The 21,184-nt window shown below is 65.6% G+C and carries 20 protein-coding genes and 1 tRNA gene; 18 read left to right on the top strand and 3 right to left on the bottom strand.

What is annotated here, in order from left to right; translation table 11 throughout:
* Positions 1-3: 3 nt before the first annotated feature.
* On the top strand, positions 4-1,248 hold the full coding sequence (locus JJ918_RS09360; RefSeq protein WP_291886240.1) for a PepSY domain-containing protein: 1,245 nt from the start codon (positions 4-6) through the stop codon (positions 1,246-1,248).
* Between the two features lie 11 nt (positions 1,249-1,259).
* Here JJ918_RS09360 and lipB read toward each other — a convergent pair whose 3' ends face one another.
* Entirely contained in the window at positions 1,260-1,949 is a 690-nt protein-coding gene (lipB, locus tag JJ918_RS09355) for a lipoyl(octanoyl) transferase LipB (RefSeq protein WP_291886238.1), read from the bottom strand.
* A 78-nt stretch (positions 1,950-2,027) separates the two neighbouring features.
* Between lipB and JJ918_RS09350 the strand changes: the two genes are divergently transcribed.
* From JJ918_RS09350 to JJ918_RS09310, 9 genes are all read left to right on the top strand, one after another.
* Positions 2,028-2,276, top strand: coding sequence for a FliM/FliN family flagellar motor switch protein (locus JJ918_RS09350; RefSeq protein ID WP_271185352.1), 249 nt, complete (start codon positions 2,028-2,030; stop codon positions 2,274-2,276).
* Positions 2,277-2,339: 63 nt separating this feature from the next.
* Positions 2,340-2,426 (top strand) — tRNA-Leu (locus tag JJ918_RS09345).
* Positions 2,427-2,695: 269 nt separating this feature from the next.
* Positions 2,696-4,084: a magnesium transporter gene (gene mgtE / locus JJ918_RS09340; RefSeq protein ID WP_291886235.1), complete on the top strand. Its 1,389-nt coding sequence runs from the start codon at positions 2,696-2,698 to the stop codon at positions 4,082-4,084.
* 52 nt (positions 4,085-4,136) lie between these two features.
* Entirely contained in the window at positions 4,137-5,099 is a 963-nt protein-coding gene (locus JJ918_RS09335; protein ID WP_291886233.1) for a kelch repeat-containing protein, read from the top strand.
* Positions 5,100-5,161: 62 nt separating this feature from the next.
* Complete coding sequence (locus tag JJ918_RS09330) at positions 5,162-6,949, top strand: hypothetical protein (RefSeq protein ID WP_291886232.1); 1,788 nt, start codon at positions 5,162-5,164, stop codon at positions 6,947-6,949.
* Between the two features lie 63 nt (positions 6,950-7,012).
* Positions 7,013-8,185, top strand: a complete 1,173-nt coding sequence (locus JJ918_RS09325; protein ID WP_291886230.1) for an isovaleryl-CoA dehydrogenase — start codon at positions 7,013-7,015, stop codon at positions 8,183-8,185.
* Positions 8,186-8,241: 56 nt separating this feature from the next.
* Positions 8,242-8,946 carry a flavodoxin family protein gene (locus JJ918_RS09320; RefSeq protein WP_291886229.1) on the top strand — a complete coding sequence of 235 codons (705 nt, stop codon included), beginning with the start codon at positions 8,242-8,244 and terminating at the stop codon, positions 8,944-8,946.
* 75 nt (positions 8,947-9,021) lie between these two features.
* Positions 9,022-9,513: a lysozyme inhibitor LprI family protein gene (locus tag JJ918_RS09315; protein ID WP_291886227.1), complete on the top strand. Its 492-nt coding sequence runs from the start codon at positions 9,022-9,024 to the stop codon at positions 9,511-9,513.
* Positions 9,514-9,537: 24 nt separating this feature from the next.
* Positions 9,538-9,771 (top strand): hypothetical protein, encoded by a 234-nt coding sequence (locus JJ918_RS09310; RefSeq protein WP_291886225.1) that lies wholly within the window; start codon positions 9,538-9,540, stop codon positions 9,769-9,771.
* A 6-nt stretch (positions 9,772-9,777) separates the two neighbouring features.
* Here JJ918_RS09310 and JJ918_RS09305 read toward each other — a convergent pair whose 3' ends face one another.
* On the bottom strand, positions 9,778-11,526 hold the full coding sequence (locus JJ918_RS09305; protein ID WP_291886222.1) for a patatin-like phospholipase family protein: 1,749 nt from the start codon (positions 11,524-11,526) through the stop codon (positions 9,778-9,780).
* A gap of 96 nt (positions 11,527-11,622) precedes the next feature.
* Complete coding sequence (locus JJ918_RS09300) at positions 11,623-12,258, bottom strand: hypothetical protein (RefSeq protein WP_291886220.1); 636 nt, start codon at positions 12,256-12,258, stop codon at positions 11,623-11,625.
* Positions 12,259-12,742: 484 nt separating this feature from the next.
* Here JJ918_RS09300 and JJ918_RS09295 point away from each other — a divergent pair, with 484 nt between their 5' ends.
* The 8 genes from JJ918_RS09295 (at position 12,743) to JJ918_RS09260 (ending at position 21,158) form a co-directional block, all read left to right on the top strand.
* Entirely contained in the window at positions 12,743-14,350 is a 1,608-nt protein-coding gene (locus JJ918_RS09295; RefSeq protein ID WP_291886217.1) for a carboxyl transferase domain-containing protein, read from the top strand.
* Between the two features lie 74 nt (positions 14,351-14,424).
* The gene (locus JJ918_RS09290; protein WP_291886216.1) at positions 14,425-15,012 is read left to right on the top strand and encodes an NAD(P)H-dependent oxidoreductase; all 588 of its coding nucleotides are present in this window, start codon (positions 14,425-14,427) and stop codon (positions 15,010-15,012) included.
* 133 nt (positions 15,013-15,145) lie between these two features.
* Complete coding sequence (locus JJ918_RS09285) at positions 15,146-15,457, top strand: hypothetical protein (protein WP_291886215.1); 312 nt, start codon at positions 15,146-15,148, stop codon at positions 15,455-15,457.
* Between the two features lie 120 nt (positions 15,458-15,577).
* On the top strand, positions 15,578-15,970 hold the full coding sequence (locus JJ918_RS09280) for a hypothetical protein (protein WP_291886213.1): 393 nt from the start codon (positions 15,578-15,580) through the stop codon (positions 15,968-15,970).
* 301 nt (positions 15,971-16,271) lie between these two features.
* The gene (locus JJ918_RS09275) at positions 16,272-17,066 is read left to right on the top strand and encodes an enoyl-CoA hydratase-related protein (protein ID WP_291886211.1); all 795 of its coding nucleotides are present in this window, start codon (positions 16,272-16,274) and stop codon (positions 17,064-17,066) included.
* Between the two features lie 81 nt (positions 17,067-17,147).
* A complete protein-coding gene (locus JJ918_RS09270) occupies positions 17,148-17,963 on the top strand; it encodes a DUF817 domain-containing protein (protein WP_291886209.1) in 816 nt (271 codons plus the stop codon).
* On the top strand, positions 17,960-19,963 hold the full coding sequence (locus tag JJ918_RS09265; RefSeq protein ID WP_291886207.1) for an acetyl/propionyl/methylcrotonyl-CoA carboxylase subunit alpha: 2,004 nt from the start codon (positions 17,960-17,962) through the stop codon (positions 19,961-19,963). The genes JJ918_RS09270 and JJ918_RS09265 overlap by 4 nt, the downstream gene beginning before the upstream one ends.
* Positions 19,964-20,204: 241 nt before the next feature.
* Positions 20,205-21,158 carry a hypothetical protein gene (locus JJ918_RS09260; protein ID WP_291886205.1) on the top strand — a complete coding sequence of 318 codons (954 nt, stop codon included), beginning with the start codon at positions 20,205-20,207 and terminating at the stop codon, positions 21,156-21,158.
* The last annotated feature ends 26 nt before the right edge of the window (positions 21,159-21,184 follow it).

Here is a 21,184-nt window from a genome sequence, read left to right as displayed (position 1 = left end):
GCGATGGACGCGCAGGCCGTGACCCGTGAGGTGACCGCACCGGCAGGCAAGAAGGCGAAAGCCCGTTCGGCCTGGTGGCGCGTGCATCAATGGGCCGGCCTGCAGCTGTCGCTCTTCCTTACCTTCGTCTTCCTGACCGGCACGCTGGCCGTCTTCTCCTACGAGATCGACTGGGCATTGCGCCCGGCGATGTGGGCGGCACCGACAGCGATCGAGGGTCGTGCCGGCTGGGGCGCGGTCGGCGAGACCGTGATGGCCGAGACCGGCGGGGAGGGGCGGATGATCGTCTACGCGCCGGTCCATCCGGCGGCGACCTTCGACGCCGTTCTGCGCCGGGATGGTATATCGACGCATGTCTATGTCCATCCGCGCACGGGAGAGATAACCGGCACGGGGCCCTGGGCCGGTGTTCAGCGTTTCCTGCGCAACACGCACCGCCATCTCATGCTGCCGGTGAAATACGGCGTGCCGATCGTGGCGCTGGCGGCGGTCTTTCTGGCCGTGTCGCTGGTGACGTCCTTCTGGGTCTACAAGAAATGGTGGCGCGGTTTCCTGCGCCTGCCGCGCGGCCGCACAGCGCGGGCCTGGATCGGCGATGCGCACCGGGTGGCGGGCGTCTGGTCGCTGTGGTTCGTCTTGGTGATGATCGTCACCGGGCTCTGGTATCTCGTCGAGGTGCTGGGCGCCGGGGCGCCGGCTGCCAACGGGGACGATCCGGACCTGCCGCAGACCGCGGCCCTGGAGCGCGAGCTTGGTACGGGCGAGGCCATCGACGCCGGCATTGCCGCCCTGATGGCCCGGCATCCGGACTTCAGGATCGAGGCCGTGTTTTGGCCGCCGGACCGGGAGACGCCCGCCGAAGTGCATGGCTATACCGGGCGCGCCATCCTTGTTCGCCCGCGGGCCAATACGGCCTGGATCGATCCGCGAACCGGGGTGCTGCTCGATGTGGTCGATCCGGCGCGCTTGAGTGCGCATCAGAGGATCGCCGAGGCTGCCGACCCGCTGCATTTCGGCACGTTCGGCGGCTACTGGACCAAGGCGCTCTGGTTCCTGTTCGGCGTGGCGCTGACGGCGCTGGCCGGCACCGGTGTGGCGATCTATGCGCTTCGGCTGGCCAAGACGGCGCGCGAGACGCCGGGTTGGCGCCGCGGCCTGGCGCGCAGCTGGCGGGCCATGGGGCCGGCTCGCTGGATCGCTGCAGGACTGGTCATCCTGCCCTTCGCCCTGACGCCGTTCGTGCTTTAGCCGGGCTGCGATCAGGCGGCGCTTGCGAGCGCCGGTGCGTCGACCCGGCGGGCCTCGCCGAACGCGTCCAGGAAGGCCAGGTGCAGGGCGGCGTCGAAGTCGGCCATTCTCACCGTATGGCCGAGATCTGCGAGGCTGGTGACGCCATAGCGCGGATCGGAGATGCCGCAGGGCGTGATACCGCCGAAATGCGACAGGTCCGGATCGACATTGAAGGCGATGCCGTGGAAGGACACCCAGCGGCGCAGGCGCACGCCGATGGCGGCGATCTTGTCTTCGCGGCCACCGCCGCGATCGACCCAGACGCCGACCCGCCCGTCGCGCGGCCCGGCCTCGACACCGAACTGGGCGGCAGCACCGATCAGCCAGCGTTCGAGCGACTGGATGAAGGCGCGCACATCGCGGCCGCGCCGCGTCAGGTCCAGCATGACATAGGCCACGCGCTGTCCCGGCCCGTGATAGGTGTATTCGCCGCCGCGGCCGGTTTCGTAGACGGGAAAGCGGTCGGGCATTAGCAGGTCTTCGCGCTTGGCGCTCGTGCCGGCGGTGTAGAGCGGTGCGTGTTCGAGCAGCCAGACCAGTTCGCCGGCCGTGCCGTCGGCAATCGCCGCCGCGCGCGCTTCCATGAAGGCAAGCGCCTTCGGGTAGGGGACATGGTCCTCGGAGACGGCCCATTCGACCGGCGGTATTGCCTTATCCATTTATCTTAACGCTCGCGAAACCGTATCGGCCCAAACATCGGTCCCGAAGCCGCGAACCGCAAGAGCAGGAGCTCATACGTGAGTCAGATCGGATCCGTCAGCGTTGAAATCTCGGTCCTTCTGGGCCGGTCACAAATGCCGATCCAGCAATTCCTGCGCATGGGCCGGGGTGCGGTGATTCCCCTGGATACCGGTGAGGACGACCAGGTGTGGATCCTGGCCAATAATCATCCGATCGCCCGCGGCGATGTCATCATCCAGGGTGACCGCGTCGCCGTGTCTATTACCGGCCCGGCCGACGCCAACGAATTCTTTGCTGCTGCATAAAGCGTTGCAGAACACTCTTCACAAGGCGCGGCGATGTTGCTATCTCCCGCGCCTCCATGACGTGCGGTCGTGGCGGAATTGGTAGACGCGCAGCGTTGAGGTCGCTGTGGGGTAAAACCCGTGGAAGTTCGAGTCTTCTCGACCGCACCATCCTACGCTCCCCCGGACTTGATCCGGGGTTTGGCTGGGCAAGCCCCGACATTTCCCGAGCGTAGGATGTCCCGCCGAAATCTCGGCGCAGGCGGACTGGTCGCGCCATGCTCCGCCGGAACTCGCCCGCACTACGCGCATTCCTCTCCTGTCTGCGGAACATGCTCCAAAACCCTGCAAATTTCCGCATTTGGGCCCCAGCGTGGTCTCGATTTCGTGTGATTCCAGCCCTAGTGTAGGACGCATGGCGACACGGTAAGGAGGATCAGATGGGCGAAGCCGCATTCGAAGAAGACCTCCCCGTCGATTCTCACGCGCTGGCTGATGTCGATCCCGAATTCGTCGGCAATCTCCGGCAGGCCATTGCCGATGGCGATGGTGACGCGATCCGGCGCATGCTGGCGCCGCTGCACGCCGCCGACATCGCCGACGTGCTCGAACAGCTGACAGCCGGGCAGCAGGAGGGCGTTGCGACGCTCGCGCCCGATGTCTTCACCGGTGAAGTGCTCGCGGAAATCGAGCCGGACACGCGTGAAGTCGTCATGGCCTATCTGGACCCGTCGCATCTGGCGGCGGCAATCCAGGAACTCGATTCGGATGACGCCACCGAGGTTGTCGAGGAGCTCGACGCGGAGACCCGGGCGGCTGTTCTGGCCGAAATCTCCGAGTTTGACCGTCAGGCGGTCGAGCAGAGCCTGGCCTTCGAGGATGAGACGGCCGGCCGTCTCATGCAGCGCGAATTCGTTGCCGCGCCGGAATTCTGGTCTGTCGGGCATGCGCTCGACCATATGCGGGCGTCGGACGACCTGCCGGACAAGTTCCACGATCTCTTTGTTATTGATTCCGGTTTCCGCCCGGTGGGCGAGATCCCCGTCTGCCGCCTCCTGAGTGCGCGGCGTGATGTGGCCCTTTCGGATCTGATGGAAACACCGCGCATCCTCGTGGACCCGGAGACCGACCAGGAAGAGGTCGCCTACCTGTTCCAGAAATACCACCTGGTCTCGGCGCCGGTTGTCGACAGTGCCGGGCGGCTGACCGGTATGCTGACGCTGGACGATATCGTTCACGTCATCCAGGACGAGAACAAGGAAGACCTTCTGGCCCTGGCCGGCGTGAACGAGGCAGGTCTGGCGGATACCGTCGTGCGGTCCGTGCGCTCGCGGGCGCCCTGGCTGCTGGTCAATCTGGCCACAGCGGTGCTGGCCTCCGGCGTGATCGCCCTGTTCGAGGGCGCGATCTCCCAGGTCGTCGCGCTGGCCGTGCTGATGCCGATCGTGGCGTCGATGGGCGGCAATGCCGGCACCCAGTCGCTGGCCGTTGCGGTGCGCTCGATCGCCGAGCGCGATCTGACCGCGGCCAACGCCATGCGGGTGATCTGGCGCGAACTGGCGACCGGCGCGGTCAACGGGCTCATTTTTGCGGTCGTGATGGGCGCGGTGACCATTCTGTGGTTCCAGGACGTCGCGCTGGCCAGCGTGATCGCCATCGCCATGGTTCTGAACCTCGCCTGCGCCGGCCTGTCCGGCATTCTCGTGCCGCTGGGCCTGGTGCGCGCCGGCGCCGACCCGGCCGTGGCGTCATCGGTCTTTGTGACCACGGTGACCGATGTGGTCGGCTTCCTGGCCTTTCTGGGACTGGCGACACTGGTCCTGTTGTGATGATAATAAGGGGTGTCCCGGCAACGGGCCCCGGCTGACGAATGGTGACAGCGTGCGTGTTTTGACAGGTCTTGTAGCGGTGCTTCTGGCATCCGGTCCGGCTGTTCTGGCCCAGGACGCCGCGGATGGCGGGCATTGGGAAGAGACGGCCCGGCTGGACGCGCCGCGCGCGGGTCTTGCCGTTGTGGTGCATGACGGCCGGATCTTCGCGGCCGGCGGTTCGGGCCTGACATCGCCGCGCGACGAATTCGAGAGCTATGATCCGGGCTATGAGCGCTGGTTCCCGGAAACGCCGCTGCCGCGCGGGCTCGAGCATTTCGGTATGGCCGCGACCGGCGAGCGGATCTATGCCGCCGGCGGTTATGCCGCTGACGAAACCGCAGTGGTCGGTCCCAGTGCGCGCATGTGGTCCTTCTCCATCGAGGGCAATATCTGGCAGAGCGAAGCCGCCATGCCGGCGCCGAAGGCGGATTTCTCGCTGGTTGCCGTCGAGGGTCAGCTCTATGCCATAGGCGGCTTGCGCGACGATGCCTCTGTTTTCGTCTTCGATCCCGAGACCAGCGAATGGTCGACCCTCGAGGCCCCGGAAGGGATTACCCGCCGGGGCACCGCGGCTGTCGTGATCGATGGCCGCGTCCATGTGCTGGGTGGTGCGACAGCAGAGGGCGCTGTCGACCGGCACGATGTGTTCGACCCGCAAAGCGGTGAATGGACGGCCGGGCCGGCGCTGCCGGGTGGCCGGTCGGGGCTGGCGGCGGTTGTCCGGGCCGGCCGGATCCACGTCTTCGGCGGCCGCGCAGCAGATGGCGGTGCCACCCTGCAGGATCATCTCTCCTGGGCGCCGGGTGAGACGGGCTGGCGGCAGGAGGCGGGCATGCCGTCGCCGCGGACCGGGGCCGATGCGGCGTTGCTGGATGGCGATATCTACCTGGTCGGCGGCGGTTCGGGCGGCGGATTCTTCGCGCCCTTCACCGCCATCGGCACGACGGACGTCTTCCGCGGACCGCAGGACTAGCGCTGCGGCGCCCCGCTTGCAGGGGGAGTGGACAGGGCCAGGGCAATGTCTCGAAACGGAACATGACGAAACCGCAGTTGAAATCCTCTCCGGCCGCGCGTGAGCTGATCAAGCGGTTCGAACCTTTCCGCGAGACGGCGATCCGCGGGGCGGACGGCCGCTGGGTTGTGGGCTATGGCCACCGGGCTGCCGCGCGCGGCGGTATCAAGGTCTCCGAGGAAGAGGCGTCGCTGCTGCTGATCTACGATGTCATGCAGGCCGAGACAGCGATCGACGAGATCGCGGACATTCCGCTGGCGCGCGGACAGCGCGATGCGCTGGTGTCCTTCATCCACGATATTGGCCGCGACGCTTTCCGCAATTCCGATGTTGCCCGCTATCTCTATGAGGGCCGGCTGGACGCGGCAGCCGAGGCGCTGGCTGCGCATGGTGACGGCACCAGCGCGCGCCGCGAGGCGGAAAGCCGCGCTTTCCTGGATGCGATGGTGCCGGCGCGGGCCGAGCGTCCGGCCGTCGAACTGGTGATCAAGGTCGAGCACCCCCGCGAGGAGCGTGTGCTGGAAGGTGCCATTGCCGGCGGCCGGGACGAACCGGTCGAGGATTATGCACCGCCGCCTCCACCCATGCCGGATCGTCGTATCTCCAGCCGCGCCGAAGCGGAAGCGGAAATTGCCCGCATCCTCGCCACGGTCGAGGCCATGCCGCTGGAAGAGCGCGAGGCGCTGGCGGACGATCACGACATGGCGTCGGTTGAAGCCGCCGTCTCTGACATGAGCGATGCGCCGGTCGAGGCCGCCTACGAGGCGGTCGACGAGGACGATGCCGCTGCCGAGCGTCCGGCCGAAGACGCGGGGGAGGCCGCTGTCGAGTCTCCGGTCGAAGATCTGGCCGTTGACGCTGAAGCCGACACGAGCACGCCCGAGGCGCTGGTTGCGGCCCGCATGAGCGAGGAACTGGCCGAGGCCGGTACGGATGAGCCGGAGACGGCTGCGCCGGTCTTCGCCCTGGCGGCCGATACGGCGCTGGGCTTTGCCCTGACCGCCATGCCGGGCCTTGAGGCCATCGGGACAGCCGAACCCGTTGTGGAGGCGCCGGCTCCGGCTGCGCCTGCCTCTGAACAGGTTCCACCGGTCCCGCAGCTGCCGTTGCGCGTCGAACTGGGCTATGCCTTCACATCTGTGATGACCGCGCGTTTCCGGCCGGACCCGGCCGACGGCGATGTCGTTCTGCCGGCTGCGCCTGCGCAGCGGGATGCAGAACCGGAGGCGATCGAGGCGGAGTCTGTTGTCGAAGACGCGGTGGCTGCCGCCAACGAGACCGAGCCTGCACCGGAAGTGGCGATCACGGAAATCGTCGAACGGGCCGTTGCCGTTGCCGGTCAGGACACGCCGCCGCCGCATGCGTCGAATGTGCCGGCCGAAAGCCATGGTGCTGTCGGCGAGGTCGAGGGCGAACGCGTCGAGACCGAAGACGCCGAAGTCGAAGTCCGGCAGGATGATCTGCTGGAGGGCGACGATCCTCTGATCCAGGATTCTGACGAGGACAGTTTCTCACCGCGCGACCTGGCCGCCGATCTGCCGCCCGAGGCCGAGGAAAAGCCGGTCGGAAAGTCCGACGATGGCAGCTGGGGCTATATCGCCTCGCTGGCTGCCGGCGCCGTGGTGACCGCCTTCGGTGCGGTGATGACCTGGGGCGATTGGGGCCGGATGTGGTCCGAGCGCAGCCTGACCGGGGATGCCTGGGCGCTGATTGCAGGCGTTTTCCTCATGCTGGCCGCTGCGTGGTCGCTTGGCTCGGTATGGCTGGGGCGGTTGAAAAAAAATCGGCGCGTTACCGCGGAAGCCCGGTAAAGTTTTTCGCGCGTTTCACGCCGGTATCTTGACCGGTCCCGTCCGCGTGATACATCGCGCAGCATGATTTCGAACCAATACCCCACGCTTGATTTCCACCTGGGCGACACCGCGGACATGATCCGCGATACCGTCCGTTCCTTCGCCTCCGACGAGATCGCGCCGCGCGCGGCCGAGATCGACCAGACCGACGTCTTCCCGCACGATCTGTGGCGCAAGATGGGCGATCTGGGCCTTCTGGGCATCACCGTCGAGGAAGAGCTCGGCGGATCCGGTCTGGGCTATCTGGAACACGTCGTGGCGATGGAAGAGATTTCCCGTGCCTCGGCTTCGGTGGGCCTGTCCTATGGCGCCCACTCCAATCTGTGTGTCAACCAGCTGCGCCGCTGGGGCAATGACGCCCAGAAGACGAAATACCTGCCAAAGCTGATGTCCGGCGAGCATGTCGGTTCGCTGGCCATGTCCGAGCCGGGCGCCGGCTCCGACGTCGTCTCGATGCGCCTGAAGGCCGAGAAGAAGGGCGACCGTTACGTCCTCAACGGCTCGAAGATGTGGATCACCAATGCACCGACCGCGGATACGCTGATCGTCTATGCCAAGACGGATGCCGATGCCGGTTCGCGCGGCATTTCTGCCTTCATCATCGAGAAGGACATGAAGGGTTTCTCCGTCGCCCAGAAGCTCGACAAGCTGGGCATGCGCGGTTCGGAGACCGGCGAGCTGGTGTTCGAGGACTGCGAGGTCCCCGAAGAGAATGTCATGGGCCCGCTCAATGGCGGTGTGGAAGTGCTGATGTCGGGGCTCGACTATGAGCGCGCCGTACTGTCCTCCGGCCCCGTCGGCATCATGCAGGCCTGCATGGATGTGGTGATGCCCTATATCCGCGAACGCAAGCAGTTCGGCCGCTCGATTGGCGAATTCCAGCTGGTCCAGGGCAAGCTCGCCGACATGTATGTGCGCATGAACGCGACGCGTGCCTATGTCTACGCCGTTGCCCAGGCCTGCGATCGCGGCCAGACGACGCGCAAGGACGCCGCCGGTGCCATCCTCTATGCTGCCGAAAATGCCACCCAGATGGCGCTGGACGCGATCCAGCTGCTGGGTGGGAATGGCTATATCAACGAATATCCCACGGGCCGCCTGCTGCGCGACGCCAAACTCTACGAGATCGGCGCCGGCACGTCGGAAATCCGCCGCTGGCTGATCGGCCGGGAACTGTTCGGCGAGACGGGCTGACGTTATCGCCGAGCCGTATATGCTAAGCTCCGGGAGAATCTCCCGGAGCTTTTTTCATGGCCGACTATTCCGATCTCAAAGCCGTCTTCATCAACTGCACGCTGAAGAAATCGCCGGACGTGTCCAATACCGAAGGCCTGATGAAGGTCTCGCAGGCGATCATGGACAAGCAGGGCGTGGCGACGGAGATGATCCGTCTTGTCGATCACGACATCGCCCATGGTGTCTATCCGGACATGACCGAGCATGGCTGGGAGCGCGATGTCTGGCCGCAGATCTGGGCGCATGTGAAGGCGGCGGATATCCTTGTGGTTGGCACGCCGATCTGGCTGGGCGAGGAAAGCTCGGTCGCCCGCATGCTGATCGAACGTCTCTATGCCCAGTCCGCAGACATGAACGAGAAGGGCCAGTACAGCTATTACGGCAAGGTCGGCGGCTGCATCGTCACCGGCAATGAGGACGGCATCAAGCACGTCGCGATGAGCATGCTCTACGCGCTCCAGCATGTCGGCTACACCATCCCGCCGCAGGCCGATGCCGGCTGGATCGGCGAGGCGGGGCCGGGGCCGTCCTATCTCGACCCGTATTCCGGCGGACCGCAGAACGACTTCACCCAGCGCAACACGACCTTTATGAGCTGGAATCTCATGCACCTGGCCGCGCTGCTCAAGCGCAATGGCGGCTTGCCGGCCGAAGGCAATTCACGGCGCGCGTGGGATGACGGCGCCCGTTTCGACCATCCCAATCCGGAATATCGCTGAGCGTTCTCCCGCGCGCGGGAACCGGTGCACCGTACGGCCGTTCCTGCTAGGCTCCTGGCCGTAACGAGGTTGTTCATGATGCTGATGCCCATTCTTGCCGCCGCCGCGCTTCTCGCCGCACAGGGCGACAAGCCCGTGCCCGCCGCTGCGCGCGCCATGCCACAGCTGAGTGCGTCGGATACGGTGGCGATGTGCCTGGGGCGCCAGGACGGGACGTCCCGCGACTGTATCGGCGATTTCACCGAGGCCTGTATCCGTCTGAACCCGGACGGCGAGACGAATGCCGGCATGATCGGCTGCACCGCGCAGGAGCTCGAGGCCTGGGATGCAGCGCTCAACGAGGCCTATGACGCCCTGCGTGCGCGCCATGACGGGACGCGGGCGACGGCGCTGCGCGACGCGCAGCGCGCCTGGATCGCCAAACGCGACGCCGATTGCGCCTTTCTGGCCTCGATCTTCGAAGGCGGCAGTCATGCCGGCCTGGAGCAGACGAGCTGCCTGATGTCCGAGACCGCCGAGCGCACCATCGTGCTGCGCGGCTGGACCGACAATTATCCGCCCTTCTAGGCGCGGTGCGGCCGGGGAGGCGAGATGGGCGGGCTGATCCGGTTTCTGGGCGATATTCTCAAACCCTTGCTGACGCTGCTGGTCACGGTGCTGGGGCTGGCATTTGCGGTGTCTGTCTTCAGCCCGGCCGTCGACAATGCCATCGAGACGCGCCTGCCGGTCTGGACCCGGCTGGACCCCGCCCAGGATCGCGTGCGGGCCTGGCTGGGACTGGAAAAGGAGGATGCGCCGGCCTGGTGGCAGTTCTGGCGCGACTGAACGGCGTCAGGCCCCGGGCGGCACAGGCAGGCCCAGCCGCGCACGCATCTCGTCATTGATGCCGGCCAGCATGTCCTGAGTCGCCTCATAGCCGGCCTCGACCACCTCGTCGAAGCGGTCCCACTGCCGGATATCGACCGGTGTGTCGGGCAGGATGAGCAAGTCGGCGGCTTCGCGTCCGACATCGCGATGGTCGGCCACACCGACCGTGGCGGCGCGCATCAGTAGGGACGCGATCGGCGGGGGGGATTTCAGACCGTGCCGCCGCACCCAGCCGAAAAAGCTCGGCGGGTCGATGAAATCGTCCGGATTGAGGCCCTGGGCGCGTGTGACATCGACCCCGACCACCGCGCCGCGATGAAAAGCGCGCATCTCGCGGGCCGGGAAATTGGTGAAGACGGCGCCGTCGACCAGGATCTGCCCGTGCACCACGACAGGCGGCAGGAGGCCGGGAATGGCGATCGAGGCGCGCAGCGCATCGCGCAGTCGGCCGGACCGGTGCACATGCGGCCGGCCGGACGCCAGGTTCGAGGACAGGCAGAAATAGGGGCGTACGAGTTCGGCGATCTCGACATCCCCGAAATGCTCTTTCAGGCGCCGGTCGACCTTCTCGCCCCGTGCCATGGAAATGACGGGGAGGGTCCAGTCGTCCAGCGGATTGGTCTCGACAAAGGCCTTGCGGATCCGCCAGTCCAGCTCGTCATCGCTCCAGTCGAGCGCAATCCCGGCGGCGACAATGGCGCCCATCGAGGCACCGCCGACGAAGTCGAGGGGCACGCCGGCCTCACGCAGCGCCCTGATTGCACCGAGATGGGCATAGGCCCGGGCCCCGCCGCCCGACACGACAAGGCCGACGGACCTGCCGGCGAGCGTGCGGGCGAGGCGGGCCGTATCGGCGACATGCTGGTCCTGGCGCCAGTGGAAGACGCGAGCGGCGTCCGAGGCATTGGCCCATTCCTGCGGCCGGGACGCAGCGGTCACGCCACCGGGATGCAGTAGCACTACGTCGAGAAGTTTCAGCCGCATGGCAGGCGAGGGGTCGTCCGGCAGGAGCGGGGTGGAGGGCCGCGCATCCGCCCGCGCGAACAGCCACATACGGTCGGCCCGGCCCATGGCGCGGCGTGCCCAGCCCGGGTCGGAGAAGCGCGCGACCAGCAGGACGACATCATGGTTCTGCTCCAGCGCATCGAGCTGGCTGGCGCTCCAGTCGGCACACGTCTCGTCGGCGATGGCGCAGCTGGTACCGATTGTCTTCAAGGCCGCCTTGAGCTCGCGGGCCCGGTAGTCGAGATCGATGGTCGGCGAGGTCGAGATCAAGGCGAAGACCCGCGGCTCCGACCCGGCCGACCGGTTGGGCCCGCGCAGGCGCGCCAGCATCATGCGGGAGAGCTCGCGCATCAGGCTGGCATGTTTGGAGGTAAGGCGTTCGAAACTGGCCTTGGGCAGGCGGATGAGTTCGCTGTCGCGCAGCGCGTAGACGCTGGCCGAATGCGGGGTTTCGTCCAGCAGGGACATTTCGCCGACTGGCTCGCCGGCACGGATATAGCCGATCAGGTCCGGCCGCCCCAGGGCGCCGTCGCGGAAGGCCGCCAGGGCGCCGGACCGTACCAGGTAGAAGGCGTCGGCATCATCGCCTTCCCGGAACAGCAATTTGCCGGCCGGGAGGCAGAACCATTCCACCTCGTGCTCGACGGCATCGAGCACGGTTTTCTCGATCCGGTTCAGAAAGGGCAGGAAGGACAGGTTGAGAGGCATCGTGCGCCGATCATGCAGATTCGGCGCTCAGTCTAGGGGGCGAGCGGTGCGATATGAAGGGGGATGGACGCTTGGGGTGTCCTGGCCGGGGCCGTGCTAGAAGCGGCGGCGCAGCACCAGATGGCCGACCGGGCGAACGGAGCGGCCCTGGGTCTCGCCGACAGCTTCGACATCGATATTGTCGAGGTCTTCCAGCAGCGGCATGTTTTCACCCGTTTCCGGATCGAACAGCACCATCCGGTCATCGCCGGAATCCTGGAAATAGGCGCCACCTTCGACGGTCAGGCTCCAGTCGTCGATCGTACGCACTGTCACCCCGGCACCGAAATAGCGGGTCAGGCGCTCGATCTGGCTGGGATTGGCGGTTTCGGCCAGTTCAGCATGCGGGAAAACGTCAGGGCGCTGGCGGGTGTCGCGCGCCCAGAGCGGGTAACGGCCCCGGTCATTGGGCGCGACCGTGCCGGCCGACAGATAGAATTCGTCACCGAAGGGGTAGAAGTCGACCTGGCCGGCAATGGCGGAAATCTCGCGATCGCCACCGGTCTGGCCGGAGCCGATGACGACAGGCGTGCCATTGGATGACTCTGTCGTGATCCGCCAGCGCACAGCGCCGGGGTTTTCCGTGCTGGCCGGAGCGGTCAGCCAAGCCTCGGAATCGATGGCGGACTGCGCCATGGCAGGGGCGCAGAGCGCGGCTGCAAAGCCTATGGAAACAACAATTTGCTTACGCATTGCTCCCTCCCGCGAACGAAACCGGGGCTTCACAGATCGTGCGAAGTTCACGCCTGTGAGCCTGCGAGCGGAGGCCTGAATCACTCGTTAACCCGGCCACGCGCTCATTTTTCATTCGCCCTGCCCGCCCTGTCCCGGCGGTCCGTGTCAGACATTGCCGGAGAAGTGTGACGGCGCCAAGGCATTCCGTCGAAACAACGTGGGAAACGCGGTTGCGTTCCTAACAAAGCAACAACTTTTCCGTTTTTCGTCCGGTTTGTGATGGTCCGGCATACGGTCTGCTGCGGCCCGGATATGGGCGAATCGGCTGGGGCCCGCAGCGAGAGCGGGAGGGGAGAAACCGGTTGATCGCGCATGGTCTTGTCCCGTTGGGCCTTTGCCGGGAAAGATGCGTGCCGGAACCGCTTTGGATGCAGCAACAATTGCGCTCGGGTGGTCTGGCGGGTTAAGCAGCGGCAGAGATTGACCAAACCGGGACCCGATCATGACCAAGCTCGTTTCCGCCATCGATCCGCAGTCCGATACTTTCCGCGAGAACGCGGCAGCCATGGATGCGCTGATCGCCGATCTGCGGGCGAAGACGGCCGAGGCGGCGCTGGGCGGACCGGAGCGGTCGCGCGAGCGGCATGTTTCGCGGGGCAAGCTCCTGCCGCGTGACCGGGTCGAGCGGCTGCTGGATCCGTGCTCGCCCTTCCTGGAAATCGGGGCACTCGCGGCCAATGGCATGTATGAGGGCAATGTGCACGGTGCCGGCATGATTGCCGGTATCGGCCGGGTCTCGGGCCGTGAAGTGATGGTCGTGTGCAATGACCCGACCATCAAGGGCGGTGCCTATTATCCGATGACGGTGAAGAAGCACCTGCGCGCCCAGGAAATCGCGATGCAGAACCGTCTGCCCTGCGTTTATCTGGTCGATAGCGGCGGTGCGAACCTGCCGCACCAGGCCGAGGTGTTTCCCGATCGCGACCATTTCGGACGCATCTTCTTCAACCAGGCCAATATGTCCGCCGAGGGCATCCCCCAGATCGCCGTGGTGATGGGCTCCTGTACGGCGGGCGGCGCCTATGTGCCGGCGATGTCGGACGAAACGGTGATCGTGCGCAAGCAGGGCACGATCTTCCTGGGCGGCCCGCCGCTGGTGAAGGCGGCGACGGGCGAGGTGATCTCCGCCGAGGATCTGGGCGGCGCCGATGTGCACGCCCGCGTCTCCGGCGTGGCTGACCACTATGCGGCCAATGACGAACATGCCCTGCACACGGCCCGGCGGATTGTCGGCACGCTGAACACGGTCAAAACGATCGATCTGGACGTCACCGATCCGCGCGAGCCGAAATACGATCCGGCCGAACTGGGCGGCATCATCCCCACCGACACGCGCGCGCCCTTCGATGTCCGCGAGGTGATCGCCCGCATCGTCGACGGGTCGGAGTTCGACGAGTTCAAGAAGCTCTATGGCGAGACGCTGGTGACCGGGTTTGCCAGGCTCTACGGCATGCCGGTCGGTATCATCGCCAACAATGGCATCCTCTTCTCCGAGAGTGCCCAGAAGGGGGCCCACTTCATCGAGCTGTGCGCCCAGCGCGGCATCCCGCTGGTCTTCCTGCAGAATATCACCGGCTTCATGGTCGGCTCGAAGTACGAGGCCGGCGGCATCGCCAAGGACGGCGCCAAGCTGGTCACGGCTGTGTCGACCTTCAAGGGCCCGAAATTCACCGTCATCATCGGCGGCTCCTACGGGGCCGGCAATTACGGCATGTGCGGGCGCGCCTATTCCCCGCGCTTCCTCTTCATGTGGCCGAATGCGCGCATCTCGGTGATGGGGGGCGAGCAGGCCGCTTCGGTGCTGGCCACCGTCAAGCGCGACGCCATGGAAGCGCGTGGCGAGGACTGGCCGGCCGAGGACGAGGCGAAGTTCAAACAGCCGATCCGCGAGGCCTACGAGGCCGAGGGGCATCCGTATTTCTCGACCGCCCGGATGTGGGATGACGGCGTGATCGCGCCGGCCGACACGCGCCGCGTGCTCGGCCTGTCGCTCTCCGCTTCGCTGAATGCCCCGATCGAGAAGACGAAGTTCGGCGTTTTCCGGATGTAGGCCGCCCTGCGGCGCCGTGACACGCGGCCCTGCACGGATGCCGGGTGTATAGAGACCGCACAGGGAGTGCGGTCATGAAACGGTCGATCTGCATTATCAACGGACATCCGGACGCTTCGCCGGAGCATTTTGTTCCGGCGCTGGCGGAAGCCTATGAGCGCGGCGCCCGCGAGGCAGGCTTTGAAGTCAGCCGGATCGATATCGGCACCTTGCCGATCGACTTCCTGCACAACCAGTCCGAATTCGACACGCCGCCGGACATGCAGATTGTCGGCGAGCGCGGCAAGCTGGCGGCGGCCGATCATCTTGTCCTGATTTTCCCGCTCTGGCTGGGCTGTATGCCGGCCCGCCTCAAGGCCTTCCTGGAACAGATGGCGCGCAATGAGTTCCTCCTCGCCACGACGAATGACGGTGCCGGCTGGCCTGCGCAGAAGATGAAGGGCAAGTCGGCCCGGATCATTGTGACGATGGGCATGCCCGGCTTTGCTTACAGCACCATGTTCGGCGGACACAGCGTAAAGGGGCTGGAGAAGGGCATTCTGCGCCTTTCCGGCTTCAAGCCCGTGCGCCGGACCATACTGGGCGGTGTGGAAGCGGCGGGCGTGCCAGGCCGGGCGAAGATGCTGCACAAGGTGGAAGCGCTCGGGCGGCGTGGCGTTTGACGGGCTCGGAATACCCGAAAATTCAAAGAGTTGCTCGGGGCCTCCGGACGCTTTCTTCGTGACAAATGGTTAATTCGCGCTAGTATCTCTCCCGCATCGCCGCAAGCAGGCATGCGCTGGGGGAGTATCGAACATGCTTGAGTCCATCTTGGGATTTGCCCGCGAGGGCTTCGCCGAAGTCAACGCCGTGCTGGGCCTGCTTGTGGCTGTCGTGGCGACCTTGATGATGACCGCCTGGGCGCGTCTGCCCTTTATCGCGGTCGGCGCCACGCTGGCCCATATCGTACTGGAAAGCCTGGCGCCGGTGATTGCCGGGTCAGGCGGGTTCAGCCTGCCGCCGCTGCTCGAGCCGCATTTCTGGCGTTATGCCGGCGTCCTGTTCGTCGGCTATCTGATCGTCGTGGCGATCCTGTTCGCGATCAAGCGGATGGTCTTCAGAAAATAGCGGTGTTCGCGTCTCAGGAGAACCGGCTTCCCTTGAGGCATGTTTGGAAAGATCGTTAACGGATGGCTCGAACTTGGGGTAAGGTGGAGCCGGCGTTAAGTTGCGGAAGGGGACCGCGTTATGGAATTTCTCGACCAGATCATGGGCTATATCCAGCCCGCTATCGACTTCTTCATGCCGGGCCTGATTGCCTATGCCGGTGACGGGGTCAGCTCCGTCAACTGGATGATGCTGGGTATCCAGCTGGGTGTGATTGCCCTGGTTCTTGCGCTGCTGATGCGCGAGATCGGCGCCATCCTCATCTTCACCGTTGTGGGCGTGATCATCCATGTGATAGTGGATATCGTGATGCCGATGGTGCGGGGCGGATCGACCGGCTTCGACTTCAACGGTTTCGTACAGCAATTCACCCAGACCGATTATCTGCTCTATCTGGGCGCCCTGGCGATCGGCTACTTCGTCGCCATCCTGGTCCTGGGTCTGGTCAAGGGCCTGATCTTCCGCGGCGATTGATCCTGTCGCGAGACCTGCAAAGACAGAGGGCCGCCGGCAATCCGGCGGCCCTTTCTCATGTGCCACGCTCCATCCTGCCCCTTGATGGGGCAGGGGGACCGCGCCGCAGGCGGGGTGGATGGGGTGGGGGCGAGGTGTTCGCGAATTTGCCCCCACCGGGATTCACCCCTTCCGACCCGAAGCTCCGCTTCGGCCCACCTTCCCCATCAAGGGGAAGGATGAGTTGTGCTTTTTCATTGTGACGGCGGCGGGCGGGCGCTAAGCCTTGGCACACACAGCCCCGAAATGAAGGAGTTTCTCCATGTCCGACGCGCCCGTGCTTCTCGATGTCAGCCCGGCCGGTGTGGCGGTGATCACGCTGAACCGTCCCGACAAGCACAATGCCTTCAATGCCGAGGTCATCGCCCAGCTGTCCGATACGTTCGAGACGCTGCGGGCGAGCGAGGCGGGCGTGCGCATCGTCTTCCTGCGCGGGGCGGGCAAGAGTTTCTCCGCCGGTGCCGATCTTGACTGGATGAAAGCCTCCGCCCTCTTCACCGAGGCCGACAATGAAGAAGACGCGATGGCGCTGGCCAATATGCTCAAGCGCCTGCACGAACTGCCCCAGCTCACCGTGGCCCTGGTGCATGGCGCCGCAATGGGCGGCGGCGCCGGACTGCTGGCCGCCTGCGATGTCGGCGTGGTGATGAAGGACGCCCAGATCCGCTTTTCCGAAGTGCGCCTCGGCCTGACGCCGGCGACGATCTCGCCCTATGTCGTGCGCGCCATCGGCCCGCGATGGGCCCGCGCCCTGTTTGCGACGGGCGAAGGCTTTGACGGCACCTTCGCCGAGAAGATCGGCCTGGCGCAATACACCGTCGAGACGATGGAAGAGATGGCGCAGATGGAAGAGCATCTCGCCAAGCTCGCTTTCTCCGCTGCGCCCGGCGCCGTGCACGATGCCAAACAGCTGGTCGACGATGTGTTCGGCCAGGAGATCAATCACGGTCTTGCCGTACACACCGCCAAGGCCATCGCCCGCCGCCGGGCCTCCGAGGAGGGCCAGGAAGGCCTCGCCGCCTTCCTGGAACGCCGCAAGCCGAGCTGGGCGGAATAGACGGAGGACCCGGCACTGATCCGGCGTCCCGATCCGCGGGCATTCCTGCACCGGCGGCGCGAGGCGCTGCGGGCCTGGTTCGTGCAGGGGCCGGTCACGCTGGGCGTGTTCGAATTCGTCAGCTTCGGCATCAAGCAGGCCTGGGCCTGCCTGTTCGGCGGCCTGATGCTGGCGCTGCTGCTGGCGACCTTCCTCTGGTATCCCGCCGACGCCGCGCTGGCGCGCTATGACTTCCTCACCCTCGCTGCCCTGGCGATCCAGGTCGCGCTGATCGCGAGCAAGCTGGAAAGCTGGGAGGAGGCGAAGGTGATCGCCGCCTTCCACGTCGTCGGTACGGTGATGGAAATCTTCAAGACCTATGCCGGCAGCTGGGTCTATCCGGAGGAGAGCCTGCTGCGGATCGCGGGCGTGCCGCTCTTCTCCGGCTTCATGTACGCGGCCGTCGGGTCCTACCTGGCGCGGGTCTGGCGCATCTTCGAATTCAGATTCGACCGCTTTCCGAAGATGTGGTGGCAATATCTTTTGGCGACAGCGGTTTATATCAATTTCTTTGCGCACCACTACACGGTCGATATCCGCTATGTCCTGTTCGCGGCGACAGTGCTGCTCTACGGGCGCAGCGTGGTCTGGTTCCGGCCGGACCGGGCCCACCGGCCGATGCCGTTGGTGATTGGCTTCCTGCTGGTCGCGCTGTTCATCTGGTTCGCCGAAAATATCGGGACGTTCGCGCGCGCCTGGTCCTATCCGGGCCAGGAGGTGAGCTGGCACATGGTGTCGCTCGCCAAGCTGGGCTCGTGGTACCTCCTGATGATCATCAGTTTTGTCCTGGTGGCGGCTGTGCAATACCGTCGTCCAGACCCACAGACCGGTTCCAAGAGCGAGGCACGAGACCCATGATCAAGACGCTCCTGATCGCCAATCGCGGCGAGATCGCCTGCCGTGTGATGCGGACCGCCCAGCGCATGGGCATCCGCACCGTCGCCGTCTATTCCGAAGCCGATGCCGATGCGCCCCATGTGCGCATGGCCGACATGGCTGTGGCGATCGGGCCGGCTCCGGCCGCGGAAAGCTATCTGGTTGCCGACAAGATCATTGCGGCCGCGAAGGAAACCGGGGCCGATGCCATCCATCCGGGCTATGGCTTCCTGTCCGAGAATGCGGCCTTTGCCGAAGCCTGCGCTGCCAATGACATCATTTTCGTGGGGCCGCCGGCCTCCGCCATCCGCGCGATGGGGCTGAAGGACCGGGCCAAGGCACTGATGGAAGAGGCGGGCGTGCCCGTCACGCCGGGCTATCACGGCGACAATCAGGATCCCGAATTGCTGGCCGAAGCCGCCGATGCCATTGGCTATCCGGTGCTGATCAAGGCCGTGGCCGGTGGTGGCGGCAAGGGTATGCGCAAGGTCGAGAAGGCGGAGGACTTCGCCGCCGCGCTGGAAAGCTGCAAGCGCGAAGCGTCCAAGAGCTTCGGCGACGACCGGGTGCTGATCGAGAAATTCATCGTCAATCCGCGCCATATCGAGGTCCAGGTCTTCGGCGACAGCCGTGGCCGTGTGGTCCACATGTTCGAGCGCGACTGCTCGCTGCAGCGCCGGCACCAGAAGGTGATTGAGGAAGCGCCCGCACCGGGCATGACGCCGGGCGTGCGTGCCGCCATGTGTTCGGCCGCCATCAACGCGGCCCGGGCGGTCGATTATGTCGGCGCCGGCACGGTGGAGTTCATCGTCGACGGTTCCGGCCCGCTGCGCGAGGACGGTTTCTTCTTCATGGAAATGAATACCCGTCTCCAGGTGGAACATCCGGTCACCGAAATGGTCACGGGGCTCGACCTGGTCGAGCTGCAGCTGAAGATCGCCGCGGGTGGTTCGGTGCCCGAGCAGGACAGTATCCACCTGTCCGGACACGCCATGGAGGCGCGCCTCTATGCGGAGGACCCGGCGGGCGGTTTCTTGCCTTCGACGGGGCCGCTTCATCGCCTGGACCTGCCGGCCTCCGGCGGTCCGCTTCGGGTCGATACCGGGGTTGAGGAAGGCGGCGAGGTCTCGCTGCACTATGACCCGATGATCGCCAAGCTGATCGCCCATGCGCCCACGCGGCGCGAGGCGGCACTCCGTCTGGCCGGCATGATCGACGATCTCGTCGTCTGGCCGGTGAAGACCAATGCAGGCTTCTTGCGCCGCGCTGCTGTCAATCCGGATTTCCTGGACGAGAGACTGTCGACCGGCTTTATCGAGGAGCGCATCGACGATCTCATTCCCCCGGCCGTGCGGCCGGCCGACGCCGCCTTCGCCACGCTGGCCGTGCTGGACCTGCGTCCGGTGATTGCAGCAGCGCTGGATCCGTTCGACGCCGCCGATGGCTGGCGTCTCAATGGCGATCCGCACCTGTCATGCCGGTTCGAGGTCGGCGGCGAGCCGGTGGAAGCCGTGCTGAAGCTGGATGGCGAACGGATTGAGGTTTGCACCGGTGATGTGGTCTCGGTGTTGGAAGGGCTCGAGGTCGGCGACACGTTCGAAGGCTACAGCTTCGAGGCGGTGGTGGATGGCGAGCGTATCGTTGCGCATTGCGAAGCGGTCGATGACGGCATGCTTCTGGCATGCCGCGGCCGGGTGACGGTGTTTGCCGAACCGCATCCTGAAGCCCTGGCCGATGCGGCCGAGGCAGGCGGTGTGATCAAGGCGCCGATGCCGGGCAAGGTCTTGGCCGTCAATATCAAGCCGGGCGACAGCGTCACCAAGGGACAGGCGCTGGTCGTGCTGGAAGCGATGAAGATGGAGCACGCGCTCACTGCGCCGCGCGACGGCGTGATTGCCGAAGTCAGCGTCGAGGCCGGCGGCCAGGTGGGCGAGGGCGATATCCTCGTCACGCTCGCTGAAGAGGTCGACGCGGCGGCTTAACAGCTTTTCCTCCCCGCGGAACGCGGGGAGGGGCCGCCGCGCATCGCGCGGCGGGGGCTGTCCGTGACGGGCTCCGCCGGTTCCCTCCTACGCCGTCGGCTCCGGAGGCCCCTTCGACCCGATGCTGTGCATCGGCCCACTTCCCCACGTTCCGTGGGGAAGAAAACTCCATCATTCCCGTGTCACGCGAGACCGGCATACTGCTTGCACTTCCTGGGGGGATATCCAAGGGAGCGGTTCAATGCGCGACACCTACATGGCCCGTTTTTCGAGCAGCTGGACCGACGAGGCGCGGCGGAAATTCCGCAAGCAGCCCGTCGTTATCCGCCACAGCTATCACGAGCACCACGCCTTCTCCGACATGGCGCTGGCGGCATTGATCGAGCGGCACCCGCGTGACCTGATCGATTTTTGCACCATGGGCGATGACGCGACCGACCATGACAGCTGGCGGGCCGGCGACCCCGGTGCGCTGTCGGGCCTGGAACTGATCGAGGCGGTGCGCCGCGGCAAGCTGTGGATCAATCTGCGCCATGCCATGGACCGCGATCCGGAATACCGGCCGATCTACGAGGCCATGCTTGCCGACATGAAGAAGGCCGACCCGTCCTTCCGGCCGCTGGTCGCTGAGGCGGGCATCCTCATCTCTTCGCCGACGGCCCAGGTCTTCCTGCATTCGGACGTCTCGGAAACCATGCTGTGGCACATGCGCGGCGTGAAGCGGTTCCGTACCTATCCGCCGCGTCTGCCCTATCTGAACACCGACGATGTCGAGGCTGTCCTGCACAAGGACAAGACCGAGGATATCGATTTCGATCCGGCCTGGGATGCCGACGCTTTCACGGTCGACCTGCATCCGGGCATGGCGGCCAACTGGCCGCTGCACGGTCCGCACCGGATCGAGAACCAGTCCGGCGTAAACGTGTCGGTGCCGTTCGAGATTTCCACACCGCAATCGCGGCTGCAGAATTCGATCCTCTTTGCCAATGGTGTGCTGCGCCGGTCGCTGGGCTACAAGCCGCGCTCGACCTCGACCGAAGGCCCGGGTGCGCTGGGCAAGCGTTTGCTGACTGCGATGGTGAAGCTGAAGATCAAGCTGTTCGGTGAGCGCGAGCGGCCCATGCCCAAGAGCGAACGCACCTTCGACATCGATCCGACCGCGCCGGACGGTTTCGTGAACCGCCACGCCGCCTGACGCTGCCCGAAGGTGACAGGATTTTA

The sequence above is a fragment of the Maricaulis sp. genome, assembly GCF_017642925.1.
Classification (GTDB): domain Bacteria; phylum Pseudomonadota; class Alphaproteobacteria; order Caulobacterales; family Maricaulaceae; genus Maricaulis.
Note: the sequence above shows the minus strand (reverse complement) of the source record. Positions and strands in the feature narration are given on the sequence as shown.